The 14,283-nt window shown below is 65.5% G+C and carries 8 protein-coding genes, 2 tRNA genes and 1 pseudogene; 10 read left to right on the top strand and 1 reads right to left on the bottom strand.

All coding sequences use genetic code 11. The annotated features are described in order from the left end of the window. The first annotated feature begins 100 nt into the window (after nt 1–100). From dnaA to AAHA49_RS08390, 10 genes are all read left to right on the top strand, one after another. Nucleotides 101–1,690, top strand: coding sequence for a chromosomal replication initiator protein DnaA (gene dnaA, locus AAHA49_RS08345; protein WP_342037924.1), 1,590 nt, complete (start codon nt 101–103; stop codon nt 1,688–1,690). A 517-nt stretch (nt 1,691–2,207) separates the two neighbouring features. Next, nucleotides 2,208–3,347, top strand: coding sequence for a DNA polymerase III subunit beta (gene dnaN, locus AAHA49_RS08350; protein ID WP_342037925.1), 1,140 nt, complete (start codon nt 2,208–2,210; stop codon nt 3,345–3,347). Next, on the top strand, nt 3,348–4,484 hold the full coding sequence (gene recF / locus AAHA49_RS08355) for a DNA replication/repair protein RecF (RefSeq protein ID WP_342037926.1): 1,137 nt from the start codon (nt 3,348–3,350) through the stop codon (nt 4,482–4,484). A gap of 16 nt (nt 4,485–4,500) precedes the next feature. Further along, nucleotides 4,501–5,013, top strand: a complete 513-nt coding sequence (locus tag AAHA49_RS08360; protein ID WP_339391066.1) for a DciA family protein — start codon at nt 4,501–4,503, stop codon at nt 5,011–5,013. 222 nt (nt 5,014–5,235) lie between these two features. Beyond that, complete coding sequence (gene gyrB, locus AAHA49_RS08365; RefSeq protein ID WP_342037927.1) at nt 5,236–7,233, top strand: DNA topoisomerase (ATP-hydrolyzing) subunit B; 1,998 nt, start codon at nt 5,236–5,238, stop codon at nt 7,231–7,233. Nucleotides 7,234–7,355: 122 nt separating this feature from the next. After that, complete coding sequence (gene gyrA, locus AAHA49_RS08370; RefSeq protein ID WP_342037928.1) at nt 7,356–9,941, top strand: DNA gyrase subunit A; 2,586 nt, start codon at nt 7,356–7,358, stop codon at nt 9,939–9,941. Further along, complete coding sequence (locus tag AAHA49_RS08375) at nt 9,938–10,744, top strand: DUF3566 domain-containing protein (protein ID WP_342037929.1); 807 nt, start codon at nt 9,938–9,940, stop codon at nt 10,742–10,744. The genes gyrA and AAHA49_RS08375 overlap by 4 nt, the downstream gene beginning before the upstream one ends. Before the next feature lie 121 nt (nt 10,745–10,865). Next, nucleotides 10,866–10,939 (top strand) — tRNA-Ile (locus AAHA49_RS08380). Between the two features lie 151 nt (nt 10,940–11,090). Next, nucleotides 11,091–11,163, top strand: a tRNA-Ala gene (locus AAHA49_RS08385). 322 nt (nt 11,164–11,485) lie between these two features. Then, entirely contained in the window at nt 11,486–12,067 is a 582-nt protein-coding gene (locus AAHA49_RS08390) for a hypothetical protein (protein WP_342037930.1), read from the top strand. Here AAHA49_RS08390 and AAHA49_RS17845 read toward each other — a convergent pair. Further along, nucleotides 11,963–12,835 (bottom strand): annotated as a pseudogene (locus AAHA49_RS17845) (recombinase family protein); the annotation flags it as partial. The gene AAHA49_RS08390 and the pseudogene AAHA49_RS17845 sit on opposite strands and share 105 nt — an antisense overlap. Nucleotides 12,836–14,283 lie beyond the last annotated feature (1,448 nt).

A 14,283-nucleotide genomic window follows, 5' to 3' on the forward strand; every position in this document is an offset into this window, starting at 1 on the left:
CTGACTCGTCACTCCTCCACAAACTGTGGAAAACTGTGTGGAAGTCATGCACAGGTGTGGAGCATGCGACTACGACGAATGACAAGCGAGAGGACCGACGGTGTCGAATTCCAAGAACGAGCTCATCGGCCAATGGCGAACGGTGGTCTCGACCCTGGATCAGGACGCCGATCTGTCCCGGCACCAGAAGAGCTTCCTCTACCTCGCCGTTCCCAAGGCGCTCGTCGACAATGCCCTCGTCCTCCTCGCCGTCCGTGACGAGCACTCCCGCCGGACCATCGAGACCCGCCTTCTCGACCATCTGACCAGGGAGTTCTCTCGTGTCATCGGGTTCGATGTGACCTTCGGCTTCGTCGTCGATCCCGAACTCGACGTGCCCATCCGCTTCGAGGAGCTCATCGACGAGACCGGAACCGACCATCCCACCGAGGCGGTTCCCGCATCCGTGCCGACGCCGAGTCCCGAGCCGGCCGGGATCCCGCAGACGGCACCCCCCGAGGTCGTGACTCCGGCTCCGACGCCGGCGCCGGAGCCTGTGGAGAACCGCACCGCGGCAGGTCCGCAGCAGCCGGTCTCCCGCGTCGAGGTCGAGATCGCCGAGGCGACCGAGACCCCCACCCCGCCCGTCGACGTTCCCGGCGTCGCCCAGCTCAACCCCAAGTACACGTTCGACACCTTCGTCATCGGCGCCTCGAACCGCTTCGCCCACGCTGCGGCCTTCGCCGTCGCCGAAGCTCCGGCGAAGGCGTACAACCCGCTCTTCATCTACGGCGATTCGGGACTGGGCAAGACCCACCTGCTCCACGCGATCGGCTTCTATGCCACACAGCTCTTCCCCGAGATCCGCGTCAAGTACGTCTCGAGCGAAGAGTTCGTCAACGACTTCATCAACACGATCGGTTCGTCCCGGACCTCGAACGCGCTGCGTCCGGCGTTCCAGCGCCGCTACCGCGAAGTCGACATCCTCATGATCGACGACATCCAGTTCCTCCAGGGCAAGGACGCCACGGTCGAGGAGTTCTTCCACACATTCAACGCCCTGCACAATGAGGCCAAGCAGGTCGTCATCACCTCCGACCAGCCGCCGAAGATGCTCAAGGGCTTCGAGGAACGGTTGCGGTCCCGGTTCGAATGGGGTCTGCTCACCGACGTCCAGCCTCCGGACATGGAGACGCGCTTCGCGATTCTGCGCCGCAAGGCCGCCGGCGAGCACCTCGACGTCCCCGACGACGTCCTCGAGTACATCGCCTCACGTGTGTCCTCGAACATCCGGGAGCTCGAGGGCGCACTCATCCGCGTCACGGCCTTCGCGAACCTCAACGACCAGCAGGTCGACGTGTCTCTGGCCGAGACCGTCCTCAAGGACTTCATCACCCAGGACGACACCCCGGCGATCACGGCGGCCGACATCATGGGACAGACCGCCGCGTACTTCAGCCTCACCCTCGACGACCTGTGCGGGACCTCCCGATCGCGGACGCTGACGACAGCCCGGCAGATCGCGATGTACCTCTGCCGTGAGCTCACCGATCTCTCCCTGCCGAAGATCGGTCAGGCCTTCGGTGGGCGCGATCACACGACCGTCATGCACGCGAACAAGAAGATTCGAACGCAGATGGCCGAACGACGGGCCGTCTACACCCAGGTCACCGAACTCACAAACCGCATCAAACAGCAGCACCGCCTATAGAAGACGCTATGCACACCTGTGGATAACTCTGGGGACAGACTGACCACAGTGGGGATAACCCTGGGGACGACGGCCTCTGGCTGCGTGGACGGATGTGAACTACACGCCTGTGCTTACCCAAGCTCTCCCAGACGCCCTGGCGCCGATGCACATGCGGTCCACACCCTCCCGGAGGTCGCGATCCCAGATGCTGCGCGGCACGGGTCTCCTCTGTCCACAGGATCCACAGGTGCTGATACTTCTGCTGAATCAATCTCAAGAGGGAAGAGGGCGACCGCCATCGCCTGCTGACGATGACCGGACGAGCTCCGCGCTGCTGAGCGAACGATCGGTTCGAGATTCGAACACGCCCCGGAAACCGGTTCTCGGATCCGAGATTCGCTCGGTTCCTCCGCGTGTCCTCCCCGCTCCTCCGCCCATCCTCGGGTATCGCGGAATCGGATAGGCTGTGTACAGTTTTCCGAGCACCGTCACGCCGAAGCCGAATGCACGTCGGGTGATATCCCGAAGGAGTAAAGTGAACGACGAAGCAACCCCTCTCAAGGTCAAAGTCAACCGCGACGTCCTCGCCGACGCCGTGACCTGGGCGACCAAGACCCTCCCCAATCGCCCCTCTGCTCCCGTCCTCACCGGAATCCTCATCACCGCCGAGACCGGCGGAACGGTCCGCCTCGCCGTCTTCGACTACGAGGTCTCTTCCCGTGTGGAGATCTCCGCCGAGGTGGTCTCTCCCGGCACGGTGCTCGTCTCCGGCCGTCTCCTCGCCGACATCTCCAAGGCCCTGCCCAACCAGGAGGTCACGCTCGAGCAGATCGGTTCGAAGGTCGACGTCACCTGCGGTTCCTCGCGTTTCTCGCTCATGACGATGCCGGTGGCCGAATACCCCTCACTGCCGCAGGTGCCCGAGGACTCCGGCACCGTCTCGGCCGGTGAGTTCCAGAACGCCGTCTCCCAGGTCACGATCGCGACCTCGAAGGACGACACCCTGCCGATCCTGACCAGTGTGCGCGTCGAGATCGAAGGCGAGAAGGTCACGCTGCTGGCCACCGACCGCTACCGCCTCGCCGTCCGCGAATTCACCTGGAACCCCGGACGCCCCGATGTCTCCGCCGTCGCCCTGCTGCGCGGTCGCACCCTGGGAGATGTCTCGAAGTCCCTCGGTGGGGATGTCACGATCGGCCTGAGCACCGATGCGGGCAAGGATCTCATCTCGTTCACCTCGGCGGGACGGGTGACGACCTCGCTGCTCGTTGAGGGCGAGTACCCGAAGGTCCGTTCGCTCTTCCCCGACTCCGTGCCGATCCACGCAATCGTCGAGACCGCGGTGCTGCGCGAAGCCGTCCGCCGCGTCTCCCTCGTCGCCGAGCGCAACACTCCGCTGCGGTTCGAAGTCAGCGATGGGATGCTCACGCTCCACGCCGGCACCGGCGACGACGCGCAGGCCTCCGAGGCCGTCGAAGCCGTCCTCCAGGGCGAGCCCATCACCGTCGGATTCAACCCGCACTACATCGCCGAGGGCCTCGCGGCCATCGAGAGCCCGTATGTGAACTTCTCCTTCACCCAGCCGATGAAGCCCGTCATCATCTCCGGTCAGAAGGACCTCGACTCCTCGGCCGACGAGTCGTATCGCTACCTGCTCATGCCCACCCGCATCTGAATGTGGATATCCCGACTCTCGCTGCGTGACTTCCGCTCGTACCCCGTGCTCGACCTGGAATTCGAGCCCGGGGTCACGACGTTCGTGGCCGACAACGGCACCGGGAAGACCAACGTCGTCGAGGCCGTCGGGTATCTCGCGCATCTGCGTTCGCATCGGGTGGCCTTCGACGCTCCGCTCGTGCGTGAAACCGCGGGTGCCGCGACCGTCTCGGCCCTGGTCAACCGCGGCAAGCGGCATGCGGCCGTCGAGGTGACGATCCAGTCCAAGGGCGCCAACCGGGCTCGGGTCAACCGCTCTCCGGTGCGGATCCGGGAGATCCTCGGACTCGTCTCCGCCGTCGTCTTCGCCCCTGAGGATCTCAGCCTCGTCCGCGGGGAGCCGGCGGAGCGGCGGGCCTGGATCGACACGCTCGTCGTCGCCCGCAACCCGCGCTTCGCCTCGGTGATCCAAGACTTCGACCGTGCGCTCAAACAGCGCAACGCGCTGCTCAAGCGACTCCGGGAGGAACGCGACCCCGGGCTCGAGGCCACCCTCGACATCTGGAACATGGCCTATGCCGATGCCGCCTCCGAACTCGTCTTCGGCCGGCAGCGGGTGCTCGCCGACATCGTCGACCCGCTCAAGGAGAACTTCGCCTACATCGCCGCCGACGCCCGCCTCGAGCGGCAGGGAGTGAGTGCGACCTACGATTCGCGCATCGACTACTCGCAGGCATCCTCGGCCGCCGAGTGCCGCGAACTCCTGCTCGCCGCCCTCGAACGCCGCCGCGCGACCGAGATCGATCGGGGGCTGACCCTCCACGGGCCGGGCCGCGACGACATCGCGCTGATGATCGGATCGCACCCGGCCAAGGGCTACGCCTCGCACGGGGAGACATGGTCGCTGGCGCTGGCGATGCAGCTGGCCGGCTGGGATCTGCTCAGCGCGGATGCGGGGTCGAGCGCCGAACAGCCCATCCTCGTCCTCGACGACGTCTTCGCCGAACTCGACTCCGGGCGCCGCAGCCGGCTCGCCTCGCGGATCACGGACGCCGAGCAGGTCCTCGTCACCGCCGCCGTCGACGCCGATCTGCCGGCGGGCCTCGGGGGCGCCCGGATCGACCAGGCGAGACTGCTCGCCGCAGGGGCGGCATGATGAGCCGGGGTCACCGATGAGCGGGATCGAACGCGACGCCGCGACCCCGGTCGCCGCCCTCGAAGCCCTCGACCGGGTGCGGCGGATGGAGGTCACCGAGGCGCGGTTCTTCACCGGTCGCCGCCGCTCGCGCATCCGCGCCGAGGTCACCTACACCTCGGCGGGCAAGGATCGGAGGGATCCCACGTCGATCTCCTCGGTCCTCGGCGGGTTCATCGCCACGCAGGGATGGTCGTCGTCGATCGACATCGGCAAAGTGCTCGGGCGGTGGCCCGACCTCGTCGGCCACCAGGTCGCCCGACACTGCACACCCGTCGACTTCTCCCCGCCGCTGCTCGTCATCGCCGCGGACTCGACGACGTGGGCCACGCAGCTGCGGGTGCTGCGTCCGACGATCCTCAAGGCACTCGAGGCGGGTCTCGGCTCGCAGACGATCACGGAACTCGAGATCCGCGGGCCGCGGGGACGCAGCTTCAAGAAGGGTCCGCGCAGCGTCCGCGGCCGGGGTCCGCGGGACACCTTCGGGTGAGTGTCGGCGCCTGATCCGGCACACGGCGGCGCCGATTTCGGGACGGAGATCCGAAAATCCCCAGAAGGCCTCCAGGCGCGACAGCCGGGACCGATCGTGTCCGGGGGTACGTGACCCGCATGGTAAAAGCGGGAATGGACGTTTCTGAGCCGCTTGCGGGCATTTCGGGCGTGCGCGCGGTAGAATGGACAGCTGATAGCGTTCATTTGCACGAGGAGTCACATGACGATCGAGGAACAGTCCCATTACGATGCCGGGGATATCACGGTACTTGAGGGTCTCGAGGCAGTCCGCAAACGCCCAGGCATGTACATCGGGTCGACCTCGGAGCGCGGCCTCCACCACCTCGTCCAGGAGATCGTCGACAACTCCGTCGACGAGGCGATGGCCGGCTACGCCGACGACATCGACGTGACGATCCTCGCCGACGGCGGCGTGCGCGTGGCCGACAACGGCCGCGGCATGCCCGTCGCGATGCACCCCACCGAGCACAAGCCCACCGTCGAGGTCATCCTCACGATCCTCCACGCCGGCGGCAAGTTCGGCGGCGGCGGCTACGCGGTCGCCGGCGGCCTCCACGGCGTCGGTTCGACCGTCGTCAACGCGCTGTCCGAGCGCCTCGACGTCGAGGTCCTGCGCGACGGCTACCACTGGACGATGGACTTCCGCCGCGGTGTGCCCACCGGTGAGCTGACCCGCGGTGAGCCGACGGAGGAGACCGGGACGATCGTGACGTTCTGGCCGGACGCGGAGATCTTCGAGACCACGGACTTCTCATACGAGTACCTGCGCGCCCGCTTCCAGCAGATGGCCTTCCTCAACAAGGGCCTGAAGATCCGACTCATCGACGAACGCCACACGCAGGTCGACGACGACAACGTCCAGATCGACGAGGACGAAGAGGTCGACGCGAAGCCGCGCGAGGCGACGTACCGCTACGAGCACGGCCTCCTCGACTACGTCCAGTACCTCAACTCGGCGAAGAAGGTCGACCTCATCAACCCCGACATCATCGTCTTCGAGGCCGAGGAGTCCGAACAGACCCTCTCACTCGAGATCGCGATGCAGTGGACGACGGCGTACAGCGAATCGGTCCACACCTACGCCAACGTCATCAACACGCATGAGGGCGGCACGCACGAAGAGGGCTTCCGCACCGCGCTGACCTCGCTCGTCAACGCCTATGCGCGGGAGCAGAAGCTGCTGCGGGAGAAGGATCCCAACCTCAGCGGCGACGACATCCGCGAAGGCCTGACCGCGGTGATCTCCGTCAAGGTCGGCGACCCCCAGTTCGAGGGTCAGACGAAGACGAAGCTCGGCAACTCCGAGGTCAAGGGCTTCGTCCAGCGCGTCGTCCGCGACGAGCTCGGCCACTGGTTCGAGTCGAACCCGGCGCAGGCGAAGGACGTCGTGCGCAAGGCGCTGCAGGCCTCGCAGGCCAGGCTGGCCGCCCGCAAGGCCCGTGAGGCGACCCGCCGCAAGGGACTGCTCGAGACCTCCGGCATGCCCGGCAAGCTCAAGGACTGCCAGTCGAAGGACCCGGACATCTCCGAGGTCTTCATCGTCGAGGGCGACTCGGCCGGCGGTTCCGCCGTCCAGGGTCGCAACCCCTTCACGCAGGCGATCCTGCCGCTGCGCGGAAAGATCCTCAACGTCGAGAAGGCCCGCCTCGATCGGGCGCTGGGCAACAACGAGGTCCAGGCGATGATCACCGCCTTCGGCACCGGCATCGGAGAGGAGTTCGACCTCGAGAAGCTGCGGTACCACAAGATCATCCTCATGGCCGACGCCGACGTCGACGGCCAGCACATCACCACGCTGCTGCTCACGCTCATATTCCGGTACATGAAGCCGCTCATCGAGCACGGCTACGTCTACCTCGCGATGCCGCCGCTGTACAAGATCAAGTGGTCGAACGCGCCCTACCAGTTCGCCTACACCGACCGGGAGCGGGATGCGCTGCTGGCCACCGGCAAGGCCGAAGGCAAGCGGCTGCCCAAGGATCAGGCGATCCAGCGGTACAAGGGCCTCGGCGAGATGAACTACGAGGAGCTGTGGGAGACGACGATGGATCCCGACACCCGCCTGCTCAAGCAGGTCACCCTCGACGATGCGATCGTCGCCGACGAGATCTTCACCGTCCTCATGGGCGACGACGTCGACTCGCGCCGCCGCTTCATCCAGGAGAACGCGAAGGACGTCCGCTTCCTCGACATCTGAGCACGACCTCGCCGAGGTGGGACCACCTCGGCGAGGGAGCTGCCATCCGCATTCCACCCGCCGCCGTTCGCGTCGCCGCCTGACGCCGGAAGAACGGTTCGAACACAAGGGAAGAGCCCACATTGGCTGACGAATTCGACACCCCCACCGAGATCAACCGCGTCGAGCAGGTCGATCTCAACCTCGAGATGCAGAGGTCGTACCTCGACTACGCGATGAGCGTCATCGTCGGGCGCGCACTGCCCGACGTCAGCGACGGCCTCAAGCCCGTCCACCGCCGCGTCCTCTACGCGATGTACGACGGCGGCTACCGCCCCGACCGCAACTTCTCCAAGTGCGCCCGCGTCGTCGGCGACGTCATGGGTCAGTACCACCCGCACGGCGACTCGGCGATCTACGACGCCCTCGTCCGCCTCGTCCAGCCGTGGACGATGCGCTACCCGCTCATCGCCGGACAGGGCAACTTCGGTTCGCCCGGCGACGACGGCGCGGCGGCACCGAGGTACACCGAGTGCAAGCTCGCGCCGCTGGCCATGGAGATGGTCCGCGACATCGACGAGGACACCGTCGACTTCCAGCCCAACTACGACGGCCGCAGCCTCGAACCCGTCGTGCTGCCCTCCCGGTTCCCCAACCTGCTCGCCAACGGCTCCGCGGGCATCGCGGTGGGCATGGCGACGAACATCCCGCCGCACAACCTCCGCGAACTCGCCGCCGGAGCGCAGTGGCTGCTCTCCCACCCCGAGGCGACGAAGGAGGAGGCACTCGAAGCCCTCCTCACCATCGTCAAGGGCCCCGACTTCCCGCTCGGTGCCACGATCCTCGGGCACAAGGGCATCGAGGACGCCTACCGCACGGGCCGCGGTTCGATCACGCAGCGCGCCGTCGTCGAGGTCGAGGAGATCCAGGGACGCACCTGCCTCGTCGTCACCGAGCTGCCCTACATGGTCAACCCGGACACCCTGGCCGCGAAGATCGCCTCGTACGTCAAGGACGGCAAGGTCGCCGGCATCGCCGACCTCCGCGACGAATCCTCGGGACGCACCGGTCAGCGCCTGGTCATCGTGCTCAAGCGCGACGCCGTGGCCAAGGTCGTGCTCAACAACCTCTACAAGCACACCTCGCTGCAGGAGAACTTCTCCGCGAACATGCTCGCGCTCGTCGACAACGTGCCGCGCACCCTCTCGCTCGACTCGTTCCTGCGCCTGTGGGTCAAGCACCAGATCGAGGTCATCGTGCGCCGGACGAAGTTCCGGCTGCGCAAGGCCGAGGAGCGCGCCCACATCCTCCGCGGCTACCTCAAGGCCCTCGACGCCCTCGACGAGGTCATCGCCCTCATCCGCCGCTCGCCGTCCTCGGACGAGGCCCGCGCCGGGCTCATGGAGCTCCTCGAGGTCGACGAGACCCAGGCGAATGCGATCCTCGACCTCCAGCTGCGCCGCCTCGCGGCCCTCGAGCGGTTGAAGATCCAGGAGGAGGCCGAGAAGATCGAAGCCCTGATCGCCGAGTACAACCACATCCTCGAAACGCCCTCGCGTCAGCGTGAGATCGTCTCCGAGGAGCTCGACGAGGTCGTCGAGCGGTTCGGCGACGACCGGCGCACGAAGATCCTCGCCGGCTTCGACGGGGACGTGTCGATGGAGGACCTCATCCCCGAGGAGGAGGTCGTCGTCACGATCACCCGCGGCGGCTACGCGAAGCGCACCCAGTCCACGCTCTACCGTGCCCAGCACCGGGGCGGAAAGGGCATCAAGGGTGCGCAGCTGCGCGGCGACGACGTCGTCGAGCAGTTCTTCGTCACCTCGACGCACAACTGGCTGCTCTTCTTCACCAACACCGGTCGCGTCTACCGCGCGAAGGCCTATGAGATCCCTGAGGGTTCCCGGGACGCGAAGGGACAGCACGTTGCGAATCTCCTGGCACTTCAGCCAGGCGAGACGATCGCGAAGGTGCTCTCGATCCGCGACTACGACGAGGCGGAGTTCCTCATCCTCGCCACGAAGTCGGGGGTCGTGAAGAAGACCCGTCTGAGCGAATACGACTCCAACCGCACCGGCGGCGTCATCGCCATCAACCTCCGCGAGTACAAGGGCGAACCCGACGAACTCGTCTCGGCTCGGATCGTCGGATCCGAGGACCATCTCCTCCTCATCTCCCGCAAGGGCATGTCGATCCGCTTCGCTGCCGATGACGACTCGATCCGTCCGCTCGGCCGTGTCACCGGGGGTGTCACGGGCATGAAGTTCAAGGACGACGACGAGCTGCTGACGATGGACGTCGTCCAGCCGGGCACCTATGTCTTCGTCGTCACCGAAGGCGGCTACGCCAAGCGGACCCCCGTCGACGAGTACCGCGTCCAGGGCCGCGGCGGCCTCGGAATCCGAGTTGCGAAGATCACCGAACAGCGCGGAGACTTGGTGGGCGGACTCATCGTCGAAGACGGTGAGGAGGTCCTCGTCGTCATGGAGCGCGGTAAGGTTGTGCGGTCGAACATCGACGAGGTTCCTGCGAAGGGACGCAACACCATGGGTGTGGTGTTCGCGAAGCCGGGCAAGAATGACCGTATCATCGCAGTAACCCGTGGACCCGAGACCGCAGTGGAAGACGAAGACGAAGCCGAGGCAGTCGAGACCGAGGTCGAGGCACCGCAGGCTGCAGCGCCTGAGGTCGCAGCGACCGAGACCGCCAGCGAGGATGTGGAAGAGTGAGCGAGAACAAGCAGCCAGGGCCTGGCAAGATCATCAGGACGTCGAGCGGATCGACCCGCCTGACCGCAGGCTCTGCGAAGAACGACACCTCTTCCGGTTCCGCACCGGCTCCGAGCAAGGGTACTGACACCTCGGCGAATGCCGCGTCGGGGTCGGCTCCGGCGACCGAGAAGGCCAAGGTCGTCACCCCTCCTGCGCCCAAGGCCTCGCCCAAGCCCAACCGGGCGCCCTCGACCGGGTCGGGACCGTCGACGACCGCCACCTCGGCGGGATCTGGCTCTGCCGGGTCCTCCTCTGCCGGGCAGGGATCAACGGGGACCGGCAGCGGTCCGGCCACCTCGGTGATGGGCAGCGTCTCGAACACCGTCCGGGCGAGCTCCGGCGGTGTGAAGATGGGCGTGAAGAACATCGTCGACAACGGCAAGGGAAAGAAGAAGAAGGGTCCCCGGACCGTTCGCCTCACCGTCGCCGCGGTCGACCCCTGGTCGGTCATGAAGATGTCGTTCCTCATGTCCGTGGCCATCGGCATCGCCACGATCGTCGCCTTCATCGTCCTCTGGGTCGTCCTCCAGGCCACGGGCGTCATGAGCGGCCTCGAGGCGACGATGACCGAGCTCGCCGGCGCGGAGTCCGCTGAGCGCATCATCGGCATCTTCGGCTTCGGTCGCGTCGTCGCCGCGGGCTTCATCATCGCGGTGATCAACATCGTGCTCATGACGGCCCTGTCGACCCTGGCGGCCTTCATCTACAACATCGGTTCGCTCATCGCCGGCGGCTTCCACCTCACCCTCACCGACGACTGAGACCGGTCGTTTCGACGGTCGAGGATCCGCGCGCCGGCACGCTGTGAGGCGTGTCACGGCGCGCGGATTTGTGCAGGGGATGACCGGTTCGGTATATTTTTACTTCGGGTTCACCCCGAAAGGGCCTATAGCTCAGGCGGTTAGAGCGCTTCGCTGATAACGAAGAGGTCCCTGGTTCAAGTCCAGGTAGGCCCACTTCCTTTCGAGGAGGATCATGAAGAAGTGGATTCTCTCCGGTCTCACGCTCGTGGGGTTGGGAGTGTTCTTCCGGTGGCGGCACAGCAATCAGCGTGCCCAGGCCGAATGGTCAAAGCACACCGACTCGGTGTAGGGTGATAACCCACCTGGGGGTATGGCGCAATTGGTAGCGCATCTGCTTTGCAAGCAGAGGGTTAGGGGTTCGAGTCCCCTTACCTCCACGTAAAGTTGAACGTTCGAACCTTGCCCCGCTTGATTGCGGGGCAAGGTTCTTTCGTTGTGTGGCCTGGGGTTTGTGGTGAGGATCGTCTGGATGGTCTCGGTTGGTTCGAGGGTGGCTTGGTCTTCGTCGTCGATGGTGATGCGGTCGAACAGTGCCCGGTTGAGCATCCGTCGCTCTGAGGGTTCGGCCTTGGCGTAGACGTCGCCGATGTCGGTGAGGAGGCCGAGGATCGCGTCGAGTCCGACCTTGGCTTTGTCGTAGGTCGTCTCCAGGGTGTCGAGTTGGCCGGTGATCGCTTGCAGGTTTGCGCGGATGCGGTCTTGCTCGGTTTTGAGCAGGTCGAGCGGGATCGCGTCTGCGTAGTGGGCTTGGAGGAGCTTGACCTGTTCGGCTTCGAGCTTGGCCTTCTGCCCGGCGAGGAGTTTCTGTTCGTCGCTGGTGGTCTCGGCGAGGGCGTCGAACACGTGTCCGAGCACGTCCTGGATCTGTGCTGCTTCGTCAGGGCTGAGGGAGATGCCTTGGTAGCCGGTCTCGATGGCTTGCTCGACCCGGTGGGTGAGGCTGGCGGTGCGCTGGCAGTTGTTGCGCCCCAGCCGGCGTCCGGTGCAGGTGAAGTAGTCGTAGGTGACGCCTTGGTGGTTGCGGGGCCGTTCGAACATGAGTTTCTTCCCGAATGTGCAGTAGATCGAGCCTTTGAGGTAGTGGTCGTGCTTCTGTGGCTTGTCGCCGACGATGTGGTTCTGCTGGAGTATCGTCTGCACTTGCTCGAACGTTTCCGGGGTCACGAGCGGGTCGTGCGTGCCGGGGTAGGTGACGTCCCGGAAGGTGACGATGCCCTGGTAGTAGGGGTTCGTGAGGATCTTGTGCAGTGCCGTGGTGGTGACCGGCTTCGCAGGGAATGACGGCGTGGGCCGGGTGGTGAGGCCGCGGGTCTCCAGTTCGCGGGCGAGCCTGGAGAGGGAGCAGTCGCCGGTGGCGTAGGAGGTGAACGCGAACCGGATGTGCTCTGCTCGGTCGGGGTCGATGCGCACTTCGCGGACCTCGCGGCCGCCCGCGTCGACGGTGCGGATGTTGAGGTAGCCGATGGGTGCGCGGTGCGGGGTGCCGCCGATCGTGGCTTTCTGTACGAGCCCCTTGGTGACTTCTTGGGCGAGGTTCAGGGAGTAGAACTCGGCGATGGAGGCCATGATGCCGTGCATCAGCATCCCCGAGGGGGTCTCGTCGATGTTCTCCATGACGGACACGAGCGTGACGCCGGCCTGGCGGAGGGTGGCGTGGATGATCGCGTCGTCGAGGCGGTTCCTCGCGATCCGGTCGACCTTGTTGATGATGCAGTACCGGACGGGGTGTTCGGCGAGGTAGTCCAGCATCTCCTGGAGCGCTTTGCGGTGTGCGGTCTTGCCGGACTCACCGGGCTCGATGAACTCCGCGACGATGACGGCGTTCAGCTGGTCGGCTTTGCGTTGCGCGGCGTCGCGTTGCGCGGGGATGGAGAGGCCTTCTTCGAGGCCGTTGCGGGTGGCCTGGTCTTTGGTGGAGACCCGCAGGTACGAGATCGCGGGTACTTTCCCATCGGGAAGGGCCGTCGCTTCGGGAGAGGGTTTCGGCCCGGCGGCGAGGTTGCGGAGGCCTGCGAGGTCGAGGCCGGTGGGGAGGTCGATGAGTGTCATGGGTTGTGACTGCCTTTCGGGCTCTCACCCAGCCCCAGCAGGCGGGGTTGGGTGCGGGCGCCGACTGGCGGTCACGACACAGATGGGAAGGCCTGCCGAACCGCGACGGGTTCGGGCAACAAATGGGGTAAGCCGGTAGCGCCCTGGTGGTGGACGTACAACAGGGATTCTACCGTTCGCTGCCCAGCAGCGCCCGGAGCTGGTCTCCGGCCTGACGGACCGGGCTTGCGGTGCCGGCCTCGCGCAGGGCGACGCGGATGAGGACTTCGGCGATCTTCTCGGTGTCGATGTGCTCCCGCCGGGTGAACGTGGCCCGCAGTCGCCGGTCCGATTGGGGTGTGACACTTCTCGTAGACAGTCGTTACCAGGAAGGCACGACAGGGAATCATGTCTACGAATCGCAGGACGTTCAAACCTCACCCACTACATCGCCCGATCTCTACTCGAGGCCGGCGGATTCAGACCCCGACTACACCCTCAACTGCGATGAGCCAGGAAAGGGAGCCGACTGATTCCCTGCCGTTGCCGGGATCCGGGGCAGTCGCAACGTCCGTGACTGCGTCCACCTCTGCTGCCGACGCTGAAGTCGCCGACGGAACGGTGATCCCCATGGCGAGGATCAGCGCTGCGACGCCGGCGAAGATGGCCGACGTCGAACGCGATCTGCTGCCGAGAGCGTTGCGAAGTTTGCTTGGAAAAGGCGACAACAATGACACTATCTCACTACTCCAGGTTGGGGATTAACTCGAGGGATGCCGTAGTACGCATTGTCAGCAGGAAAAACTGCGCATTCGGTCAGTGGCCGACGATATCATGCGGGTAATTTATCAGTCCACCCGATCCGGCCCGTGCTGATTCCATCGACTACGAATACAGTCAGAGATTGGCGTTGAAGTCTTCTGAAAGAGGAAGTCCCGACGCCCATCCGAGGCGAACCGCCTCGGACTCGTCCCGGCCGCGGCGACGTCTACCCGCCTGCGGTGAACGTTCAGAGACGAAACGAAAGGGGCAGGAGCAGCGTGTGCTCCTGCCCCTCCGTTCTCAGGTGGGATGAGTCGGACGTCGTCGCGACGACTGCGATCTCAGCCGCCTGAAGGATCACCACTGCCGAGGAACCGCGATTGCGGCTGGGAGCCGCTGCGGAACGCGCGTCGAGGCGGGGTGATGGGGGATGTCATTCCGTGTCTCCGGGTAGGGAATCTGCTCGAGGGGTAAGTGAGCCGCGCGCCGTCTCCGCCGGGGAAACGGCACCCGTGGGTGAGTCCAAGCCTATCCGAGCCGCCAGCCACTACGCCAGTCGCTAATGGGCGCCCAAAACCTCTCTGACAACAACTGTTGCCGATTAGGGGAAATGCTACTCGGCAGTTGTCGTTGCCGATCAGCAGACGGGCGATCCCGTCACGGAGAACGATCCCATTCGGCAACCTGCACTGACGAATTCCGGCATC

This window comes from Brevibacterium ammoniilyticum, assembly GCF_038429965.1.
GTDB classification, from domain to species: Bacteria; Actinomycetota; Actinomycetes; order Actinomycetales; family Brevibacteriaceae; genus Brevibacterium; species Brevibacterium ammoniilyticum.

What these genes read in the sequence shown, in the direction of transcription:
- recF (WP_342037926.1), top strand. Translation starts at nt 3,348, where the DNA reads ATGTGGATATCCCGACTCTCGCTGCGTGACTTCCGCTCGTACCCCGTG.
- AAHA49_RS08360 (WP_339391066.1), top strand. Translation starts at nt 4,501, where the DNA reads ATGAGCGGGATCGAACGCGACGCCGCGACCCCGGTCGCCGCCCTCGAA.
- gyrB (WP_342037927.1), top strand. Translation starts at nt 5,236, where the DNA reads ATGACGATCGAGGAACAGTCCCATTACGATGCCGGGGATATCACGGTA.